Annotated in this window: 20 protein-coding genes; 11 read left to right on the forward strand and 9 right to left on the reverse strand. The window is 57.2% G+C overall.

What is annotated here, in order from left to right; genetic code table 11:
* Nucleotides 1-47: 47 nt before the first annotated feature.
* The 4 genes from KO486_RS09265 to KO486_RS09280 are packed head-to-tail and all read right to left on the reverse strand — an operon-like array spanning nucleotide 48 to nucleotide 3,137.
* Entirely contained in the window at nucleotides 48-716 is a 669-nt protein-coding gene (locus KO486_RS09265) for an alpha/beta fold hydrolase (protein WP_216036944.1), read from the reverse strand.
* Nucleotides 713-1,342: a DNA-3-methyladenine glycosylase gene (locus KO486_RS09270; RefSeq protein WP_216036945.1), complete on the reverse strand. Its 630-nt coding sequence runs from the start codon at nucleotides 1,340-1,342 to the stop codon at nucleotides 713-715. The genes KO486_RS09265 and KO486_RS09270 overlap by 4 nt, the downstream gene beginning before the upstream one ends.
* Nucleotides 1,339-2,079, reverse strand: a complete 741-nt coding sequence (locus KO486_RS09275; RefSeq protein ID WP_216036946.1) for a cobalt-precorrin-6A reductase — start codon at nucleotides 2,077-2,079, stop codon at nucleotides 1,339-1,341. Before KO486_RS09275 ends, KO486_RS09270 begins: the two co-directional genes overlap by 4 nt.
* The gene (locus KO486_RS09280; RefSeq protein WP_216036947.1) at nucleotides 2,076-3,137 is read right to left on the reverse strand and encodes a cobalt-precorrin-5B (C(1))-methyltransferase; all 1,062 of its coding nucleotides are present in this window, start codon (nucleotides 3,135-3,137) and stop codon (nucleotides 2,076-2,078) included. The genes KO486_RS09275 and KO486_RS09280 overlap by 4 nt, the downstream gene beginning before the upstream one ends.
* A gap of 109 nt (nucleotides 3,138-3,246) precedes the next feature.
* Between KO486_RS09280 and cobA the strand changes: the two genes are divergently transcribed.
* From cobA to KO486_RS09295, 3 genes are read left to right on the forward strand one after another with little or no spacing between them, the layout of a single operon-like run.
* A complete protein-coding gene (gene cobA / locus KO486_RS09285; RefSeq protein WP_216036948.1) occupies nucleotides 3,247-4,104 on the forward strand; it encodes a uroporphyrinogen-III C-methyltransferase in 858 nt (285 codons plus the stop codon).
* Nucleotides 4,105-5,367, forward strand: coding sequence for a cobyrinate a,c-diamide synthase (locus KO486_RS09290; protein ID WP_216036949.1), 1,263 nt, complete (start codon nucleotides 4,105-4,107; stop codon nucleotides 5,365-5,367).
* Nucleotides 5,368-5,419: 52 nt separating this feature from the next.
* Nucleotides 5,420-6,676, forward strand: coding sequence for an MFS transporter (locus tag KO486_RS09295; RefSeq protein ID WP_216036950.1), 1,257 nt, complete (start codon nucleotides 5,420-5,422; stop codon nucleotides 6,674-6,676).
* Here the strand turns inward: KO486_RS09295 and KO486_RS09300 are convergent.
* Genes KO486_RS09300 through cysS form a run of 3 tightly spaced genes read right to left on the reverse strand, consistent with a single transcriptional unit; the run spans nucleotide 6,673 to nucleotide 10,486 of the window.
* Nucleotides 6,673-7,422, reverse strand: a complete 750-nt coding sequence (locus KO486_RS09300) for a squalene/phytoene synthase family protein (protein WP_216036951.1) — start codon at nucleotides 7,420-7,422, stop codon at nucleotides 6,673-6,675. The two genes, KO486_RS09295 and KO486_RS09300, sit on opposite strands and share 4 nt — an antisense overlap.
* Complete coding sequence (cimA, locus tag KO486_RS09305) at nucleotides 7,419-9,035, reverse strand: citramalate synthase (RefSeq protein ID WP_216036952.1); 1,617 nt, start codon at nucleotides 9,033-9,035, stop codon at nucleotides 7,419-7,421. The genes KO486_RS09300 and cimA overlap by 4 nt, the downstream gene beginning before the upstream one ends.
* The gene (cysS, locus tag KO486_RS09310) at nucleotides 9,032-10,486 is read right to left on the reverse strand and encodes a cysteine--tRNA ligase (protein WP_216036953.1); all 1,455 of its coding nucleotides are present in this window, start codon (nucleotides 10,484-10,486) and stop codon (nucleotides 9,032-9,034) included. The genes cimA and cysS overlap by 4 nt, the downstream gene beginning before the upstream one ends.
* Nucleotides 10,487-10,720: 234 nt before the next feature.
* Between cysS and KO486_RS09315 the strand changes: the two genes are divergently transcribed.
* The gene (locus KO486_RS09315; protein WP_216036954.1) at nucleotides 10,721-11,068 is read left to right on the forward strand and encodes an MmcQ/YjbR family DNA-binding protein; all 348 of its coding nucleotides are present in this window, start codon (nucleotides 10,721-10,723) and stop codon (nucleotides 11,066-11,068) included.
* Nucleotides 11,065-11,730 carry an alpha/beta hydrolase gene (locus KO486_RS09320; protein WP_216036955.1) on the forward strand — a complete coding sequence of 222 codons (666 nt, stop codon included), beginning with the start codon at nucleotides 11,065-11,067 and terminating at the stop codon, nucleotides 11,728-11,730. The genes KO486_RS09315 and KO486_RS09320 overlap by 4 nt, the downstream gene beginning before the upstream one ends.
* Here KO486_RS09320 and KO486_RS09325 read toward each other — a convergent pair.
* Nucleotides 11,727-12,122: a VOC family protein gene (locus KO486_RS09325; protein WP_216036956.1), complete on the reverse strand. Its 396-nt coding sequence runs from the start codon at nucleotides 12,120-12,122 to the stop codon at nucleotides 11,727-11,729. The genes KO486_RS09320 and KO486_RS09325 overlap by 4 nt on opposite strands.
* 74 nt (nucleotides 12,123-12,196) lie before the next feature.
* On the opposite strand from KO486_RS09325, the gene soxR reads away from it, so the two are divergent.
* The 6 genes from soxR (at nucleotide 12,197) to KO486_RS09355 (ending at nucleotide 19,183) form a co-directional block, all read left to right on the forward strand.
* A complete protein-coding gene (gene soxR, locus KO486_RS09330; protein ID WP_216036957.1) occupies nucleotides 12,197-12,628 on the forward strand; it encodes a redox-sensitive transcriptional activator SoxR in 432 nt (143 codons plus the stop codon).
* A gap of 42 nt (nucleotides 12,629-12,670) precedes the next feature.
* Nucleotides 12,671-13,843 carry a pyridoxal phosphate-dependent aminotransferase gene (locus KO486_RS09335; RefSeq protein ID WP_216036958.1) on the forward strand — a complete coding sequence of 391 codons (1,173 nt, stop codon included), beginning with the start codon at nucleotides 12,671-12,673 and terminating at the stop codon, nucleotides 13,841-13,843.
* A gap of 103 nt (nucleotides 13,844-13,946) precedes the next feature.
* Complete coding sequence (locus tag KO486_RS09340) at nucleotides 13,947-14,759, forward strand: isocitrate lyase/phosphoenolpyruvate mutase family protein (RefSeq protein ID WP_216036959.1); 813 nt, start codon at nucleotides 13,947-13,949, stop codon at nucleotides 14,757-14,759.
* A gap of 11 nt (nucleotides 14,760-14,770) precedes the next feature.
* Nucleotides 14,771-15,613: a TPM domain-containing protein gene (locus KO486_RS09345; RefSeq protein WP_216036960.1), complete on the forward strand. Its 843-nt coding sequence runs from the start codon at nucleotides 14,771-14,773 to the stop codon at nucleotides 15,611-15,613.
* A gap of 238 nt (nucleotides 15,614-15,851) precedes the next feature.
* Entirely contained in the window at nucleotides 15,852-17,402 is a 1,551-nt protein-coding gene (locus KO486_RS09350; RefSeq protein WP_216036961.1) for a trimethylamine methyltransferase family protein, read from the forward strand.
* A 62-nt stretch (nucleotides 17,403-17,464) separates the two neighbouring features.
* A complete protein-coding gene (locus tag KO486_RS09355; protein WP_216036962.1) occupies nucleotides 17,465-19,183 on the forward strand; it encodes a glycosyl transferase family 90 in 1,719 nt (572 codons plus the stop codon).
* Here the strand turns inward: KO486_RS09355 and KO486_RS09360 are convergent.
* On the reverse strand, nucleotides 19,175-20,284 hold the full coding sequence (locus KO486_RS09360; protein ID WP_216036963.1) for an anhydro-N-acetylmuramic acid kinase: 1,110 nt from the start codon (nucleotides 20,282-20,284) through the stop codon (nucleotides 19,175-19,177). The genes KO486_RS09355 and KO486_RS09360 overlap by 9 nt on opposite strands.
* Nucleotides 20,285-20,322: the final 38 nt, after the last annotated feature.

Below are 20,322 nucleotides of genomic sequence, written 5' to 3' on the forward strand. Positions count from 1 at the left end.
TGTCGAAACCTAGCGGGGAAAACATTTCAAAACGATTAACTGCCGTCTTAGGCGACGCCCAAGCGTTCGCGCATAAAGGCCAGTGCAACCTGCAACCCGTCTGGTGCGATACCATGGCCCGTGCCCTTCTGGATATGAGCGTAGACCTCTTTCCAGCCCGCCCCCTGCAGCGCTTCGGCGGCTTGTGGCAAGGATTCAACGGGGACAACATCATCTTCGTCACCATGAACCAACAATACCGGCGGACGGCTCACGACCTCATCCACCAAGGCTTCTGGTTGCAACATGCGACCCGAAAACGCGATCAATCCTGCCACAGGGTCTTCGCGGCGCGGCAGCACATGCAGCGCCATCATCGTGCCTTGGCTAAACCCGAAGACCATCACCTGTTCTGGCAACAGGTCTTCGTCGACCATGATGCCGTCCAGATAAGCGTTTAGATCCTCAACCGCACGGTCCATGCCAGCGCGGGATTCTTCCTCGGATGACCCATCTATCCATGGGATCGGAAACCACTGAAACCCCATCGGGCTACCTGCACAGTCTTCCGGCGCATCCGGCGCAAAAAACGCGGTATCCGGCAGGTGTTCCCCCAAAGGATCAGCCAACCCCATCAGGTCCGCGCCATTGGCGCCATAACCGTGCAAAAACACAACTGCCGAGCGCATCTCGCCGGAAACTGGTGCGCGTTGTAGTGAATTCAAAACCCGTGTCATCTGATACCTTCTCTCTTCTTTGCAACGCGGTAGTAGGCCCACAAAAGCCGAGCCGCAACCGACCGCCACGGCGCCCAGTCTTTCGCCATCTCTCGAAATGCCCGTTCTTTTGGACGTTCAGGCAAGTCATACAGGACCTTCGCCGCCTCTTGCAGCGCTAAATCGCCGGGGGCAAACACATCCGCACGACCAAGGCTGAACATTGCATAAACCTCTGCCGTCCATGGCCCGATCCCTTTGACCGCCGTGAGCGTCTTAATCACCGCATCACTTGGCATCTCTCGGAGGCCATCGAAATCTATCCCCGCGCGTGCCAACTCACCTGCATAAAGCGCCTTTTGTCGACTAAGCCCCAAACCGCGCAACTCATCCTCACTGGCAGAGGCACAGGCAGTGACAGTCGTCATACCTGCGCCCTCCATCCGACCCCAAATCGCGGCGGCACTGGCGATGCTGACTTGCTGGCCGATGATTGCGTTCAACAGCTGATCAAACCCATCCGGTTTTCGACGCAACGGTAAAGGTCCAGTCTCAGCATAAGCGGCCTTCATCCGTGGGCAGAGAGCAGACAGGGCTTCCATACCTTCTTCTACATCGGCGTCTGTATGAATGATCCTTTCTGTCATAGTGCCGCAACCCATGCCAGCGCGCCCTGAACAGTCTCAACCCGGGTGGCGGTTTCGCTCAACTCAGGCGCTTTGGGGCGATCCAACAAGAACACCGGCAGCCCCATCTCGCGCGCCGCATCCAATTTTGGACGCCCGCCCGTCCCGCCGGAGTTTTTGACTACCAAATGCGTGACCCCGAGCGCCTTAAACAACCGCATTTCACTTTTCAGATCAAACGGAGGCCGCCCGATCACAAATTCCCCACCTTCAAACGGAAACGGCGTCGTCGGCGGATCAATCATGCGAGCCAAAACGCGCCGCCCCTCAAGGTTGGCAAACTCCGGCAAGGTCTGGCGCCCTGTCCCCAAAAAGACCACCGCACCCTTAGGCACCAAATCCGCGACATCGCGGGGCGCGGCAATCGCCGTCCAATTGTCGTCATCCTGTGCGCTCCATTCCGGCCGCAGCACCTGGCAATAAGGAATCTCCAACGCGGCACACACCCGCGCCGTGCGATCCGTGATTTGATCAGCAAACGGGTGCGTCGCATCCAGAACGGCACTGATCCCTTCAGCCGCAAGATACTCCCGAAACGCGTCTTCGCCACCAAACCCGCCTATCCGCGTCGGAACAGGCAGTGGATCGGGCGAACGCGTGGCCCCGGCCAAAGACGCCACAACCCTGCGCCCTTTATCGGCAAGCCCCCACGCAATCCGTTTGGCTTCTCCTGTCCCCGCAAGCAGCAACACCGTCATGACTTTCGCGTCTCCGTTTGGGCGATAATCTGTCCTGCACGGTCTACGATGACCACGTCCAATTGCGCGGGAGCCGTGCCGCCATCAAACATATCCATCGCCTTGATCGCGGCAAGCCTTGCCACATGTTCGGCCAAAGGTTTACCTGCAATTTCATAGGCTTCCAGTGCGGTGTTCGCACACGCCACCCGCGGATCGCCAACCAACTCCGAAAGTTGTGCGAAATCCACTTGAGAACGCCCCGAATGCAAATCAACTGCCCCCTGCGCAAGCTTTGTCAGCTTACCAATCCCGCCGCCAATCGTAAGGCGTTCGACGGGATGCCGGCGGATATACTTGACCATACCGCCCACGAAATCCCCCATATCCAACATCGCATGATCAGGAAGTCCAAACAGCGCCTGAACTGCTTTTTCGCTCATGTTTCCGGTGCAGCCCGCCACATGGGTCACCCCATCCGCGCGCGCGACATCAATGCCGCGATGAATACTCGCGATCCACGCAGCACACGAAAACGGGCGCACAATTCCAGTTGTCCCAAGAATAGACAAACCGCCCTTGATGCCAAGCCGTGGGTTCCACGTCTTTTGGGCGATTTCTTCACCATTGGGGATGCTCACCGTGATTTCAATATCGGGGCTTTCGCCAAACTCGCTCGCGACCTCAGCGACAACCTCATCCATCATCGACCGTGGAACTGGGTTGATTGCAGCCTCGCTTACGCCAATGGGCAAGCCTGCTTTTGTCACGGTGCCCACGCCCTCTCCGGCCCTGAACACCACGCCACCGTCTGAACGCGCCACGCGCACAATGACCGTCACCCCATGGGTCACGTCGGGATCATCGCCCGCATCTTTGATGATGCCCGCTTCGGCCCAACCGTCTCCGCGCTTAAACTCGACAACCTCAAACTGGGGGACTTCCCCTTTAGGCAATGTAATAGAAACCCGTGCTGGGGCATCGCCCCACAAGCCAAACAGCGCCGCCTTGCAGGCAGCGGTGGCACAAGCGCCCGTGGTCCAGCCACGGCGCAATTCCCCTGTTGGTTTACGTGTCATCTCATTCAACCCTCAAGGCGACCTTACCCGTGTCCCCCCATGACGCCAATCCCAAGAGAGACGTCGTTTGTCACCTTTTCCTATCCGCGCGATCGCGCCATAAGGGGGCATGGATTTACGACTCCCTTCCCAACCGAACGGCTTTGAATGGCCCGAGCTTGAAAAAGGCTGGGTTTGGCTATGTGGTGCTGGCCCCGGAGACCCCGGTTTGCTGACCCTGCATGCGTTGAATGCGCTGCGTCAAGCTGACGTCGTGATCTATGACGCGCTTGTGCAGGAAGCCATCCTCGACTGGGCCCCACAAGCGGAACATATCTACGCAGGAAAACGCGGCGGCAAACCAAGTGCTTTGCAGCGCGACATTTCTTTACAGCTCGTTGACCTCGCCCACGCGGGTAAACGCGTGTTGCGGCTTAAAGGTGGTGATCCGTTTGTCTTTGGGCGCGGCGGCGAAGAAGCCCAAACCCTTGTGCAACACGGCGTGCCAGTTCGCATCATTCCGGGCATCTCTGCCGGAATCGGCGGTCTGGCCTATGCGGGCATCCCTGTCACCCACCGCGATGTGAACCAATCCGTGACCTTCGTTACTGGCCATGATCAATCGGGCAATGCAACACAGTCCCTTGATTGGGAGGCGATCGCCAAAGGCAGCCAAGTGATTGTGATTTATATGGGAATGAAACACATCGCCCAGATTTCAGCCTCTCTTATGGCCGCAGGCCGCACGGCGGATGAACCCGTGGCCGTTGTCACCACCGCCACAACACCAGACCAACAGGTGCTTGAAACCACGTTGGGGACGATCACCGAGGACATCGCCAAAGGCGGATTTGAGCCCCCCGCGATCATCTGTGTTGGCCGTGCCGTTCAAATGCGCGACGTCCTAAACTGGCAAGCGCAGGCCGCTGGGATTCCACCTAAAAACTTAGATCCATTAGGACGCGGACGCCCCGCTGAATCTGCTTAAATGACGGGGCTTATCCTTGCCGCGCCGTCTTCGGGCGCCGGAAAGACCACAATCACACTCGGCCTACTTCGCGCGCTTCGCAATGCGGGCTACAATGTCCGATCCGGCAAATCAGGCCCCGACTACATCGACCCACAATTTCACGCCGCCGCTTCTGGGCGCCCGTGTGTAAACCTTGATGCATGGGCCATGTCGCCCGAACGCATTCGCGGACTAGCAGATGGCACGGGTCCCCTGATCGTCGAGGGCGCAATGGGGTTGTTTGATGGCGCGCCCCCTGCTGGCAAAGGTTCAACCGCTGACCTTGCTCGCACCTTGGACCTTCCTGTCGTGCTGATCATCGACGCCAAAGCGATGTCCCATTCCGTTGGTGCACTTGTGCGCGGATTCGCCAGTCATGATCCGACCGTCCAGATCGCCGGGCTGATCCTAAACCGCGTTGGGTCGCCGCGCCACGAAACCATGTTGCGCACAGCAATCGCACCACTTGGTCTACCTGTTCTCGGTGCAATTCCTCGCTCAGAAACCTTGTCACGACCCTCACGGCACCTCGGATTGGTCCAAGCTGGTGAAATGCCCGATCTAGACGTATTCCTCGAAACCGCAGCCGCTCAAGTCACGCAGCACATAGACCTCACGGCCCTTCTGGCTCTGATGCGTCCCGCAAACTCCAGCCCAACCCGTATGCAGACCTCCCAGCCCCGCCGTATTGCATTGGCACAGGACGCGGCCTTTTCTTTCGTTTACCCCCATCACATTGCCGATTGGCAGGAGCAGGGTACGACCATTATTCCTTTTTCACCGCTTGCGGATGAAGCAGTCCCAGCAGCGGACGAAGTGTTTCTTCCTGGTGGTTACCCCGAGCTTCATGCGGAAACACTCGCCGGCAATCAAACCTTCATCCAAAGCCTACGAAACGCCGCACAACAAGTTGATATATATGGTGAATGCGGGGGATATATGACCCTTGGTGAAACCTTGATCGATGCAGATGGCACGCCCCACAAAATGGCAGGCCTGCTTGGCCTCACCACCAGTTTTGCCACTCGTAAACTACATCTCGGATACAGAACCTTGCGGGGGCTGACGCCTTCGCATCCGGCAACCTACACGGCGCATGAATTTCACTACGCAACAACCATCAACGCCCAAGGAACGCCCCTCTTTGAAGCAAGTGATGCCGAAGGACGCGACCTTGGCCCCATCGGACTAACAGAGGGGCGGGTGTCAGGTTCCTTTGCGCATATCATAGATCACGCCTAGCCGCGTCATTTCACCCATTGCCTTGACCTGCACGCAGGCGTAGCCAGTTTTCATGACTGATACAGCGACCCCAGAAATCGACGACAGCCGCGCAAAGCGTAATGTCACCGTCCTTGTCCTTGCCCAAGCGATCCTTGGTGCGCAGATGCCGATGATCTTTGTGATTGGGGGCTTGGCTGGTAAACAACTTGCCTCGAATATCTGTTGGGCCACCCTGCCGATCACTCTGATCATCTTTGGCTCCATGACGACGGCACCGTGGCTCTCACCGCTTATGCAGCATCGTGGACGTCGCTTTGGGTTCTATGTCGGCGCAATCGCGGGCGCATTTGGCGCTGCGGTCGCGGCTTATGGGCTATACCTCGGTAGCTTCCCGGTTCTGTTGCTTGGTTCTTATTTCACCGGCATCTATATGTCGGCCCAAGGGTTCTTTCGCTTTGCCGCCACGGATACCGCCTCTGACAGCTTTAAGCCTAAAGCGATTTCTTACGTCATGGCGGGTGGCTTGGTCTCTGCTATTTTGGGTCCGCAGCTTAACAAAGCCGTAGAAGATGCGTTCGCTGTTCCGTTCCTTGGCATCTATCTTGCAGTAATCGTGTTGAACCTCGTGGGGATGTTTCTTTTCATGGCGCTCGACTTGCCCAAAGGCACGCGCGGCCAACCCAAAGTCGAAGGCCCAGCACCACGCTCACGTGGTGAATTGTTGTCTGACCCCAATCTGCTGGTCGCAATCATCGTCGGCTTGGTCTCTTACTCACTGATGAACTTGGTGATGACGTCAACGCCTCTCGCCGTGGTTGGATGCGGTTATGAACTTGATAACGCAAACAATATCGTATCAGCCCACGTGCTAGCTATGTATATCCCAAGCTTTTTTACGGGTCATTTGATCGCCCGTTTTGGCGTAAAGTCCATCATGGCCACAGGCCTTGTGATCCTCTTTTCCGCGGGCGCGGCTGCCCTCTTTGGTGTTAATGTTGCGGATGCCGGTCAACCCTCGTTGGTCAGCTTTTACGCCGCTCTGATCCTTTTGGGGGTCGGCTGGAACTTCGGTTTCATCGGCGCGACAACGATGCTGACCTCATCACACCAACCGCATGAGCGCGGTGTTGTTCAGGGCCTAAACGATATGGTGGTGTTTGGGTCAGTGATGGTCGCGTCACTTGCATCGGGCGGTTTGATGAACTGCTCGGGCGGCGACCCAATGGAAGGTTGGACGGCTGTAAACCTCGCGATGGCACCGTTCCTGATGCTTGCTGGCGGTGCATTGATCTGGCTTGCTATGCGGCCGCGCGGGTCTTCCGTTTAGGACGAACGCAACAAACGGAATTTGCTGCGAAATGGGCTAAGCCCGACCGCACCCTGCGCAACCCGTTCTGGCTGGCGTGCGATCTGGCGCAACAGCGGGACAGTTTCCCAGCTTTCCACCAATGCTGCGCGTGCCGATTTTGGAAGCGTTCGTTTCACCCTTGGATCAAGCTTAGCCAATGCCGCGTGAGCCAATTCCCCAATCGCCTCGGCGCGCCCGTCAACCAAGGGTTTGCGCCCTTTGTCTTCAAGCTCGGGAACCGCCACCAAATACCGCGCCAAACCAGTTGCAGTACCGTAAGCCAAGACGCCCTCGCGTGATGCATCATCAGCACCCAATGACCGTGCGGCTTGCCACATCAACTCACCAGCCGTGGCTTCTAAGTATTCTTGGAAATGGCCCGCGTCCTCAAAGGTATCTTTGTAAACGTCCCAACGGCGTGACGCGATCAAGCGATCGAGTGCCTTTGCACCTTCAACATCCAAGATATCCGCCAGCGCCGTCGTCACCTCGTGTTTGCGCACCGCGCGACCTTCGGCGATTTCTTCTAGGGCATCCCGCCACCATTGAAGCCGCATTTCCGCGATCATTGGTTCCTCGGTCACCCAAGGGGCGCGTGCCACCTGTACGTTGAACGCATAAAGCGGAAACAAAACGCGGCGCGCGTCTACTGTGCTGGCCATCGTCGCCATGAACCGTTGCGGATCGCCTTTTTCAACGATGGCTGCGCAGGCATCAAAACTCACGTATCAGCCCCATCACGCAACAGTTTCCAACGGATCGCATCGACCAAAGCATCAAAACTGGCGTCCACTATGTTGGCGCTGACACCAACAGTGGACCACGAACGGCCCTGCCCGTCAGCGCTGTCGATGATGACCCGAGTGACAGCTTCGGTGCCACCATTGGTGATACGCACCTTAAAATCCGTCAGAACAAGATCGGACACTTTATCACGGTAGCGTCCTAGGTCCTTCATCAACGCACGGCTAAGCGCGTTAACCGGACCCTGATCGGACCCATCCGGCCCGATACTTTCACTCACCGACATGGTCTTTTCGCCATCCACCTTCACAACGACGACCGCCTCGGACAAGGACACCATTTGATTGCGTTTGTTGCGGCGGCGCTCAACGGTGACACGGTAACGTTTCACCTCGAAGAAATCGGGCATCAGCCCCAGTTCTTCACGGGCCAAAATCTCGAAACTCGCCTGTGCGGTGTCGTAGGTGTAGCCCGCTGCCTCGCGGTCTTTCACGCGGTCTAGAATGCGGGCCAAGGCAGGATCACCTTTTTTGACGTCCAAGCCCATGGCGCTCAGGCGTTCGCGCAGGTTGGATTGACCCGCTTGGTTGGACATCGGCACAATCCGGCTGTTGCCGACCAATGCGGGGTCTATGTGTTCATAGGTGCTTGGGTCTTTGGCAATCGCGCTGGCATGCAGCCCCGCCTTATGGGCAAAGGCCGAGCTACCCACATAAGGCGCTTGCTTTTGCGGCACACGGTTGAGGATTTCATCAAGCATACGTGACGCCTGACGCAGCCCCTTAAGCGCATCAAGGGTCACACCCGTCTCGAACTGGCTCGCGAAGGGTTCTTTTAACAGCAACGTCGGGATCAAGGTTGTCAGGTTCGCATTGCCGCAGCGTTCGCCAAGGCCGTTCAACGTCCCTTGGATTTGGCGCGCACCAGCTGCGACAGCCACCAGGCTATTGGCAACCGCGTTTTCGGTGTCGTTGTGTGTATGGATGCCGATGTGATCCCCGGGCACGCCGGCTTGGATCAACGCTTTTGTCGCCGCGCGCACATCATGGGGCAACGCGCCGCCATTGGTGTCGCACAGAACAACCCAACGCGCGCCCGCATCATAGGCCGTTTTCGCGGCTGAGAGCGTATACTCTGGGTTGGACTTGTACCCGTCAAAGAAGTGCTCGGCATCAAACAATGCTTCGCGGCCCGCGCTGACTATATGTTTGATCGAGCCTGCGATGTTGTCGAGGTTTTCATCCAGACTGATGCCAAGCGCGGTTTTGACGTGGAAATCATGGGTCTTGCCGACCAGACACACCGCCTGCGTCCCCGCGTTCATCACCGCCGCCAGCACATCATCATTCTCGGCAGACCGGCCAGAGCGTTTGGTCATCCCAAAAGCTGTGACCATCGCCCGCGTCTTGGGCGCATCCTCAAAGAATTCGCTGTCCGTCGGGTTCGCACCGGGCCAGCCGCCTTCGATGTAATCCACGCCAAGTTCATCCAAGACGGCGGCAACCGCGTGTTTTTCATCCGTTGAAAACTGCACACCTTGGGTTTGTTGGCCATCGCGCAACGTCGTGTCGTAAAGGTACAGACGTTCGGTCATTTCAACGCCTCCAAGACGCTTGAATCAAAGTCCGGACCCGGAAGCCAGCTTGCGGTTCCTGCAACATCCGTGACCTGAACCCCAGCGGCGTTCAATAGATCCCGCAGACGGTCTGCCTCGCCCCAGTCTTTGGCGACACGCGCTTCGCCGCGTTCAACGATCAAACGATCAATGACTGTGGTCGCCCACTCCGGCATGTCATCGCCTTGAGACGGCGACAGATCAAGGATCGACCAGTTGTTTACCAACCCAAGCGTTTCCAAAGCATGCGCCAACGGGACCAATCCTGCGGCAGTCTTGGCTTTGGCCAACACATGCATCCGAGAAATCGCACCGGATGTGTTCAGATCATTGCTCAACACACCAATGAATTCAGCGTCAGCAACCCAATCCCCCGACGCCTTAAGCATGTCGACGGTTTTCGGCGAATACCCGTGCTTTTGAAGAACAGACATCCACTCCCCCAGCATCTTTTCGGCCTCACCGCGCTTGGCGTTTGTCCAATCCATTGGTTTGCGGTAATGGGTCATCAAAAACACCAAGCGGATCACTTCACCGGGCACACCCTGTTCCAGCAAGTCGCGCACGGTAAAGAAATTGCCCAAGGACTTGGACATCTTCTTACCCTCGACCTGCAACATCTCGTTGTGCATCCAATAGCGTGCCATTTCATCGGTATCATTGGCGCAGCAGCTTTGGGCGATCTCGTCTTCATGGTGTGGGAACTGCAGGTCCAACCCGCCCCCGTGGATATCAAACGTATCCCCCAACAACGCCTTGGCCATAGCGGAACACTCGATATGCCAGCCCGGTCGGCCACGGCCCCACGGGCTGTCCCAGCCGGGTTGATCGTCAGATGACGGCTTCCACAATACAAAATCCATCGGGTCTTCTTTAAATGGCGCAACTTCGACCCGCGCCCCAGCGATCATATCATCGACAGACCGCCCAGACAGCGCGCCGTAGTTTTCATATGAACGCACCCGAAACAATGCGTGCCCTTCGGCGGCATAGGCGTGATCCTTAGCGATCAAACCTTCAATCATCGCGATCATTTGCGCGATGTAATTCGTGGCCCTCGGCATCTGCGTCGGCTCCAGCGCACCCACTTCGGTCATATCGTTCAGATACCAACCGATGGTTTCTTCGGTCCGCTCTGCGATCAAGTCTTCAAGCGTGCCAGCCGCGCCGGCTTCCTTGCGGGCCAGTGCTGTCGCGTTGATCTTGTCATCAACGTCGGTGAAATTGCGCACATAGGTGACGTGGTCGTTCCCATAGGTGTGGCGCAGCAGGCGGAACAACGTATCAAACACGATAACGGGCCGTGCATTGCCAAGGTGCGCACGGTCATAGACCGTCGGCCCACAGACATACATCCGCACGTTATCAGGATCGATTGGCTCGAATTCCACCTTCTTACGGGTTTTGGTATTATACAGTCGGATCGTCATATTGGCCTCACACGGATTTCACCCGCGGGCTTAGCAACTTCAACTGTTTATGGAAACGTGAAAGAGCGGCCCGCGACGTAAGTCAGCAGGTAATAATAATGCAGATGATGCAAATGCTCTTCATAGAGCCTGTCTAACGGCCCCTGACGCACAAATCAACGCCCCAGATGTCAGGGCCAGTTTAGCAAGCGGCCCCGCTTGCATGCTTGCACCGTCTTGCGCCATCATCCCCCTATGAGCCGCGAAACCGTTAACACCATCTGCAAAACACTCCCCTCCGCCGAGGTATCTGACCCGTGGGGCGGTGGCCATGACGCTTGGAAAATTGGCGGCAAAATGTTCGCCAGCATCGGGGCGCGTGGTGACGGGGTTGCGGTCAAATGCGCCTCAGTCGAGGAAGCCTTGCACCTAGAAGATTTGTTCGGCTGGCCCAAAGCGCCGTATTTTCACCGCTCATGGGCTTTCTTGCCTCTGAACACTGACGAGGCAGAACTGCGCCATCGGATTAAAACCTCCTATGGGATTGTACGGACGTCTTTAACTAAGAAAGCACAAGCCGCCTTGGGACAATGGCCCCTGTGAAACCAGTTTATTTTCACGGCGTTCCGGGTTGGCACGATGAGGTCACATTCGCGGGTGTGTCACCGCATGCGCTTTTGCCAGAAGAACAGGCAACACCTGACGCGAAGCTGATCGCTTTTTCCCTAGGGGCACACCGCGCGTTGAAATACGCAGCTCACAATGGCGCACGCGGCATTGTCTTGATTGCCCCAGCCGCCCCGCTAACACTTGGGGATTTCCTGCCACATATGGACGGTGCACCCGTTTTTCGCGCAGCAGCCAAATCGCGGCTTGGTCTGGTCTCTTTCGGTCAATCCTTAATGGCACGTTACGCGCCGGGCTTGCTGCGCCGCGTCCTGCTTTCCAATGCCGCGCCTGCGGATCTGGCCCTTTTCGCCACCAAAGACGCACAAGTTCAGCTCACGGCCCTGCTGCGCCAAAGCATGGTTAGCCGACGCGCGGACTATGTGGACGCTGTCATAGACTACGTGCAGGACTGGTCCCCGCTTTTGAAAGACGTCACCTGCCCCGTAACGATCTTTCACGGTAGCGCGGATACGTGGGCGCCCATTTCTATGGCCGATGCCCTGTGCCAACACTTGCCCAATGCAACCCTGCACAGGTTACGAGACATGGGCCACTATAGTGCACTGGCCCATGTCCTGCCGAAACTGTTGAACTAGTCGTACTGCACCACCTCAATTTCCAATCCATTGTCGTCCTGAAAATAGAACCGCCGTCCGGGTTCATAATCTGCATGGCTATGGCTCTCGAAGTTATGTGCCTTCACCTTTGCTTCGACCGCATCCAGATCATCCACCACAACGGCGATATGGTTCAATCCGGCCTTTTGATCGTAACTCACAACATCACCCTCAATCGGATCACCGCCCTTATTGTTATAAAGCGCGACGTAAGATGCCGTGTTGCCCACGTGTACGGAATAGCCGTCATGGATTGACGCGCCCTCCCAACGGATATGCCAGTCAAACAAATTAACGAACAGGTCCGCTGTTGCCTTTGCGTCTTTCACAGTCACGTTCACATGTTCCAAATACGCCTTCGTAGCTGTCATCGTCTGTCTCCTTATTAATCTCGACGACTCACTTTGTAATTTCTAAAGTCCACTTTAGATCAAGGAGTAATTTCATGTCTGGTTTGACCATCGGCGACCTTTCTGCGCGCACGGGCCTCGCGGTGTCGGCCATTCGGTTTTATGAAACCCACGGGATCGTCCACCCCGTACGCAACGCTGGTGGCCACCGTCGTTATGGCGCTCATGATCTAAGGCGCTTGTCCTTTGCGATGATCGCCCAGAAACTTGGTATCTCACTTGCCGACATTGCCAATCAGATGACAAACCTCCCTCGTCACAAAGCCCCCAGCAAATCGGACTGGGCCCGTGTTTCGACAGACATGCGAACAGACCTCAACGACCGGATCGCCCAGCTTGAATTGCTACGCGATCGCCTTGACGGTTGTATCGGCTGCGGCTGCCTAAGCCTGGACAGCTGCGCGCTGTATAACCCCGATGACAGCCGCGCCAATGAGGGGACAGGACCACGCGCACTTTTGCCGTGATCTCCGATTGACACCGACGCACTTCGCTGCTCACGTGCACCCATGAAACTGTCACATCGCATCACCCATCTCACCCCCTCCGGCTCGGACGGCTGGGAAGTCTTTTACAAAGCCCGCGCCTTGGTCGCCGAGGGTGAACCGATCATCGAACTCACCATCGGTGAGCACGATATCCGCACACACCCTGACATTCTGACTGCGATGAACGAAAGCGCAAAAAGCGGTCATACGGGCTATGCCGCTGTCCCTGGCACGCTTGATCTGCGCAAAGCCGTTGCCGAACGAATAGAGGCACGCACCGGCGTCCCGACTACACATGAAAACATCCTGATTACACCAGGCGGTCAGGCCGCCCTGTTCGCGACCCACAATGCGGTGTGCGACGAAGGCGACACCGCCCTGTTTATCGACCCCTATTATGCCACCTACCCCGGTACGATCCGCGGCGTCGGTGCCATCCCGCAATCCATCCCCGCGCGTCCCGAAAACGGATTTCAACCCAGCGCGGCCGACCTGAACGCCAATGCGGCTGGGGCGACAAGCCTGCTGGTCAACACGCCCAACAACCCGACGGGCGCTGTCTATTCTCTCGAAACACTGGCCGCGATTGCGGACACTTGTATTGCAAATGATCTTTGGCTGATCTCGGATGAAGTCTATGACACTCAAATCTGGGATGGCACTCACATCAGCCCGCGCGCCCTGCCCAACATGGCGCAACGCACATTGGTCGTCGGCTCCATGTCCAAAAGCCACGCCATGACAGGCAGCCGCGTCGGCTGGGTCTGTGGCCCCAAAGAGGTGATCGAACATATGATCAACCTCGCCACCCACACCACCTATGGCGTGCCGGGTTATATCCAAGACGCAGCCCATTTCGCGCTGGGCCAAGGCACCCCATTAGAAGACGAAGTCTCCGCACCGTTTGCCCGTCGCCGTGAAATCACCGAACGCTTGATTGCAACCCAAAACGTGGTCAAAGCCAGCCCGACACAAGGCGCGATGTATGCCATGCTCGACATACGTGCGACTGGCATGTCCGGATTCGACTTCGCCAATGACCTTCTCGACACGCATCAAATCGCGACCATGCCGGGCGAAAGCTTTGGCACCTCAGCCGCTGGTCACGTGCGCGTAGCTATGACGGTAGACGATGACAGCTACGACATCGCCCTGCACACTTTGCTCGATTTCGCAGCGACAAAGGTCCGCTAACCACGCCGCCCTTGCCTTTGTTTTATAAATACCTCGGGGGTCTGGGGGCTGGCCCACAGTGGATCGAAGGGGCGCAGCCCATTCGAAACGAAAGGACGCCGATATGACAACCTTTAGAAACCTACACAAACCGGGCCAACCGTTCATCCTTGCCAACGCTTGGGATGCAGGCTCTGCCAAGATGCTGAAATCTCTCGGCGCACAGGCTATCGCCACGAGTTCTGCCGCCCATGCCTTTACACTTGGCCGTCCGGACGGGCTTGGCGTGACTCGTGACGAAGCACTCGCCCATGCCCAAGACCTCATCGCGGCGACCGGCCTTCCCGTTCAAGGGGATTTTGAAAACGGTTGGGGCGATGATCCCGATACCGTGGCAGAAACGGTCGGCCTTGCTGGCAAAGCAGGTCTGGCTGGTATCTGTATCGAAGACATCAAGCTGCCGACCCCTGATGCATATGATCGGGCTTTTGCGATTGAACGGATCAAGGCCGCCGCCGCCGCCGCCCGCGCATTGCCAAACGATTTTGTGCTCACCGCCCGCGCCGACGGCATCATGACGGATGCGTATGACATCGACGAGGCCATTGCCCGACTTCAGGGTTTTGAGGCTGCCGGCGCCGATTGCCTTTATGCACCTGTGCCCAAATCTATCGACGATGTCATTCGCATTTGCGCCTCCGTGACAGCTCCGGTGAATGTTCTGGTCGCGGGTCCGGTATATACAGCGGAAACGCTGCGCTCTTACGGTGCGATGGGGGCGGCACGGCTGTCCCTTGGTTCGGCATTGGCACGCGCAACACATCGTGTGATCCATGACGCCGCGCTTGAGATGTTTGGCGGTGGCGCGGCTGGGGGCAGTTTTTCCCTACTTGGGCAATCAATATCCGGTGATAAGGTGGACGAATTACTCACCTAAGGATTTTTCCAATGATACGATTATTTGCCGTTTTGGCAGCTCTGATTTTCGCCAGCCCACTTACCGCCCAAACTTACCCAGACCGCACAGCCGACGGCGTCAATGATTTCGCCGACATCATTGATGCTGGCACCGAAACACGGATCATCGAAAAACTCGCCGACATTGCAGACGGTCACGACACCGAAGTCGTGATCGTCACGCTCTCTTCAGTGCGCTTTTATGCCCAGAACACCGACATCGCGGAGTACGCCACAAACCTGTTCAACACGTGGGGCATCGGCGACGCCGAGGCCAACACCGGCATCCTGATCCTTGTGTTTCGCGATGATGGGCTTATGCGCATCGAGACAGGCAGCGGATATGACGCCGCCGCCCTAGCACAAGTTGACCTCGTGGTGTCCGAGGACATCATCGGCCATTTCCGCGACGATGATTTCGCCCAAGGCCTAGAGGCTGGCGTTGACGGTCTGCTTGCGCGCTTGATCGACCCGCCAGCGGCAAATGACACAGCGACTCCCACGACAGACACCACCGAAGGCTCCGGCGGCACGCTTTACTACATCCTTGGCGCGATCGTGGCCGGGATTGCAGGCCTCGTCGGGCTGAACCGACGCAGTGCTGCGAAATTTGCAGCGCAGCCTTGTTCCAGCTGTGGCAAACCCGGGCTGGTAAAATCTCGCGAGGTATTGCGTGCGGCGACGTTAGAGACCGAAGGCGCAGGCGAAACCCGCATCACCTGCCCGTCCTGCGGCCATGTGGACGTGACCCCTTACACGATTTCAAAATTGCGCCCTGAAGCCCCTAAAGGCGGCGGAAAGTCCGAAGGCGGCGGCACGACGGGCAAATTCTAACGAAAAACTGTAGAGCAGACCGCTTAGGTCTGCCCAAAAACGACCAAAGGTCGCAAAAGCGATAGAAACGCCCCAATTTCGGGGCAACGCTGACCTTATGAGATGTTGTGATGTCAACCAAACCACCAAGCCTACACGCGTTTGCGTGACCATTGGCGCACGGCGTGGACGTGCGGCTCGTGGACGCCCTGAAGAGGTCTGACCACCCCTTTTAGACCTCCAATACAAGGCCATTCACATGAACGATTCCTCACCATCCCGCCGTCCTTCTCGCAGTGGTGGTCGCGCTGCGCGCCACGCGATGCGCTCCGCCCCCCTCACTGAAGACATGCGCCCGATCCGTGCGGGCATGACAGGTGGCACCTACAAACCGCTCAGCGAAGCCGATGTCCTTAAAATCCACGAAGCCGCCCTCACCGCCCTTGAAACCATTGGTCTGGCGGATGCCCCTGCCTCGGGTGTTGAAATACTAACGGGTGCGGGTGCGATCCTTGGCGACGACGGGCGCATCCGCTTCCCACGTGCCTTGGTTGAGGACATGCTGGCGAAATCTTGCAAAGACTTGACACTGCACGGTCGCGATCCGCGCCATGACCTCGATCTCTCGGGTCAGCGCGTTCATTACGGCACAGCTGGTGCTGCGGTTAATGTGGTCGACGTCGCTGGCAATAATTTCCGCGAAAGCACCCTGCAGGATATCCATGACGCTGCCCGAATTACCGATACCTTGGACAACGTACACTTCCTACAGCGCCCTATGGTTGCGCGCGATATTACCGACAACTTGGAAATGGATTTGAATACCATCTACGCCTGTTGTTCAGGCACAACGAAACACGTCGGCACGTCGATTTCGGATCCGTCCCACGCGGCGCAATGCCTTGAAATGGCCTATGCCATTGCCGGTGGTGAGGCAAAATACCGCGAACGACCTTTCATTTCGATGTCCAACTGTTTTGTCGTCCCGCCGATGAAATTTGCCACCGAAAGCTGCGAAGCCATGGAGATTTGCATCAAGGGCGGTATGCCCGTGTTGCTGTTGTCCGCAGGCATGTCTGGCGCGACGGCCCCATCCACCATCGCAGGAGCAATCACCCAAGCCTGCGCGGAATGCCTAGCCGGAATTGTCTACGTCAATGCCATTTCACCGGGATATCCAGCTGTCTTCGGAACATGGCCGTTCGGGTTGGACTTGCGCACTGGCGCGATGACTGTCGGATCGGGCGAACAGGCCCTCCTTTCTGCAGGGTGCGCCCAAATGCATGCGTTTTATGGCGTTCCTGGTGGTGCAGCGGGCGGCGCAAGCGACAGTAAAATGCCCGATATGCAGGCGGGCTGGGAAGCCATGTGTTCCAATGTTATGGCCGGTCTCGCCGGCTGCAACATGATCTATGAAGCCGCAGGAATGCATGCGTCTTTGCTGGGTTTTTGCCTTGAAAGCCTGATCCTTGCAGATGATCTGATTGGACAAGCGCAACGCTGTGTGCGTGGCATTGAAGTCAATGATGAGACCCTCGCGCTGGATCAAATGGCCGAGGTTTGCATCGGTGGCCCGGGCCATTACCTTGGCACCGATCGCACCCTGTCTCATATGGAACGCGACTGCGTCTACCCTGCCCTTGGCAACCGGATGAGCCCGAAAGAATGGGCCGAAAACGACCGTCCTGATTTGATCGAACAGACGATCGCCAAGAAGGAACAAATCCTCGCGACACGTTCCGCCGCACGGTTTGACCCTACCATCGACGCAGAGATCCGCGCACGGTTCAACATTCACCTTCCCGCCTGATCGCCTTGTTGCGCAGCCGTGGACAGGCCACACTGCGCAACAGGTAACGACGGGAATCAAACATGGCAAAATGGCCCTTGGTCTTTGGGATCGGCCTGCCCCACAGCGGCGGGAAAATTCTGCCGGCCCTGTTTCAGGACAACGGGTATGCTTGGTCCCATTACATGGGCGGCAAACTGGCCGTTGATCTTGCCTACGCACAAGCAACTGATGGCGAACCGTTCAAGAAGTGGCCAAATGCGGTCGGATTTTCGGGACTTTACCGCACAGATAAACGTCATTTGCCAGCCTTGACCCCGCGCGACACTCTGGAATTCCTGATTGCCCGCTATCCGGACGCTTATTTCATCCATACCCACCGCGATCCCGCCGATTGGATCACCGCAAGGTTCTTGGCCGACGGTGGCGACCACCGTGTGGCCAGCGCATGGCATGCCAAAACTAATGAAGCGCAGGTACTCGATCATTGGGCCGCCGAACACGACGCCCATGCAGCGTTTTGCAAAGAGCGTTTGCGCGGGAAAAGGCGGTACCTTAACTTTAATGTCACCACGGACCCTATTGAAAATATTCATGACTTTCTGAAACGAGACTTCGATCTCGCGCACGCAGAGGCGTTGCCTGACTTCGACGTGCTCGCCAGCGACGTTGAAACGGTTCTATCGTATGTTTCAAACCTCGAGGCGGCGCAGATCGCGCCTAAGAGTGACGCGAGCTTCACGCAGCATCTAATTGATTTTGCGTTAGAAAAACGTGGAAAAAAAGGCGTCGCAAAGGTGCTAAACGCCAATGCGGTTCATTGGCGAGACGATGGAACTTTCGCCAACCGCATGGCAGAGCCCACGCGACTCGTTCAGGCCGAGAACGGAATGATTCTTACGGATGTCTCAAGCGGGTTGGACCGCGCCCAAGGCACCCTCACAGAGATGATCGCCCATGGGGTCAAACCACCTCTGTTTATTGACATGATGGACGCGCGGTTCTTGGGCACGCCCGACAATCGCACGCCGCCCCATCGCACGGTCGTATATAACCGTCGGATCGGGGCCAAGAACCTAACCCTTTGGCCGTTACCCGCCTATCACAGCCTGGCGCCAACGGGGGCGTCAGGTGGTTTCCCAGCGGATAAGATTGCGTTTGAAAACAAGACCGACCGCTGTGTGTGGCTTGGCAATATGACGGGCCGCATGTCACCTGTTCTGGCGCCCGAAGGACGCACATTGCGCAGCGTTTACGGCATCCGCTCACAAGCACTCGATCTAACGCGCACCGCCCCCGAATGGGCTGATGTGATCGCCGACTTGATGTGCGTGCCACGATATAACCTTGTTAAATCCTTACGCGATCATCCTGACTACGCGGTCGGGCTTGTCCTGCGAGACAAATGGAAACGTCTCGCCAAATCGCCCGCTTTCGTTGGCATGTCAGTTGCGAAACGCCCGCGTGAATGGTTTCATCAATTCCGCTATGTCCTGAGCATTTCTGGCAATGATACGGGGTCAAACTTTCTCTCAGCTGCGGCATCCAATTCATTGATCTTGAAAGAAGAAGACGGATGGGAGCTGTTCTACACTGACGCGTTCAAACCGTGGGTTCATTATGTGCCACTGGAGGAAGGCGCGCAGGATGTGGTCGAAAAGCTGGAATGGGCCCGCGCGCATCCCACGGAGTCCGCAGCAATGGCCCGCGCCGCGACTGAGGTTTACGACAAATTGGCCGATCCTGTTAATCGCGCCACCCTGCTGCGTGGCATTGCCGAACACTTGAACACGTCAGACTGACGGGCGCGACAGCGTTCCACCACCCACGGCGGCCGCAACGCCTGTGGTCCCGGGGGCGGACGTCGGCAGGCCTTTGGCAACCCGAACGGCCAAGAACGCAAAAGCCTGCGCTTCGAGCATATCACCGTCAAACCCTGCGTCTTCAATCGGCACGACAGGCAAAGAACAAACGTCCGTTAGCATTGCCATCAATACCGGATTTTTGCGCCCTCCACCCGTGACATAGATCCGGTCTGGGGGTGTTGGACAGGACGTCATGCCATGGGCGACAGAGGCAGCACAGGCCATGGTCAATGTCGCGGCGGCGTCCGCATCCGCCAAGGGTGCAACGGCAGCGACCAGCCCCGCAAAGGCATCGCGATCAAGGGATTTGGGTGGCATACGATAAAAATAGGCGTGGTTCAAAAAGTCATCAACAATAGCTTGATTGACTGTGCCATTCGCGGCGAGTTCCCCATTCTTATCATATGCTTGACCAAGTCGCGCCTGCATCAGGTCATTGATCGGTGCATTGGCCGGACCGGTATCAAACGCCAACAACGCGCCGTCGCTGTCAGGGTGCGGCAGGCTGGGGTCGATCCACGTGACATTGCCCACACCGCCGAGGTTCAGGATTGCGAGTGGGGCCTTTGCGTCCATCTTTTTAGCGAGCGCGAAGTGGTAAAACGGCGCAAGGGGCGCGCCCTCGCCGCCCATTTGAACATCCGCACTGCGAAAATCCCAAACGACCGGTTTGCCCAGTACCTCGGCCAATATAGCACCATCACCCGTTTGATGGGTACGTGGCGCGCCCAACAGACCTTGGGGATCATGGGCCAATGTTTGGCCGTGAAAACCAACCAAATCCGCATTTTCAAAGCCTGATAGCACTTGCGCATGAACGGTTTCGACAAGCTCGGACGCATCCGCGACATCATCTTCGGCCCATTTACCAAGAGCGGCGCGCAACACCCCTTGTTGGATGTCTGTGTAGGGTAAAAATGCGCTGTCTTTGAACGCGAGTATGCGGTGACCGTCTGTCACGATCTCAGCGGCATCCACCCCGTCTAGCGATGTGCCAGACATGGCTCCAACGACACGCACCTGCTGATCTTTCAACATGCTCTTTCCCTCTGCCCGAACGGACCCTATAGACTGCA

It is taken from the genome of Octadecabacter sp. B2R22, from assembly GCF_018861045.1.
GTDB lineage: Bacteria > Pseudomonadota > Alphaproteobacteria > Rhodobacterales > Rhodobacteraceae > Octadecabacter.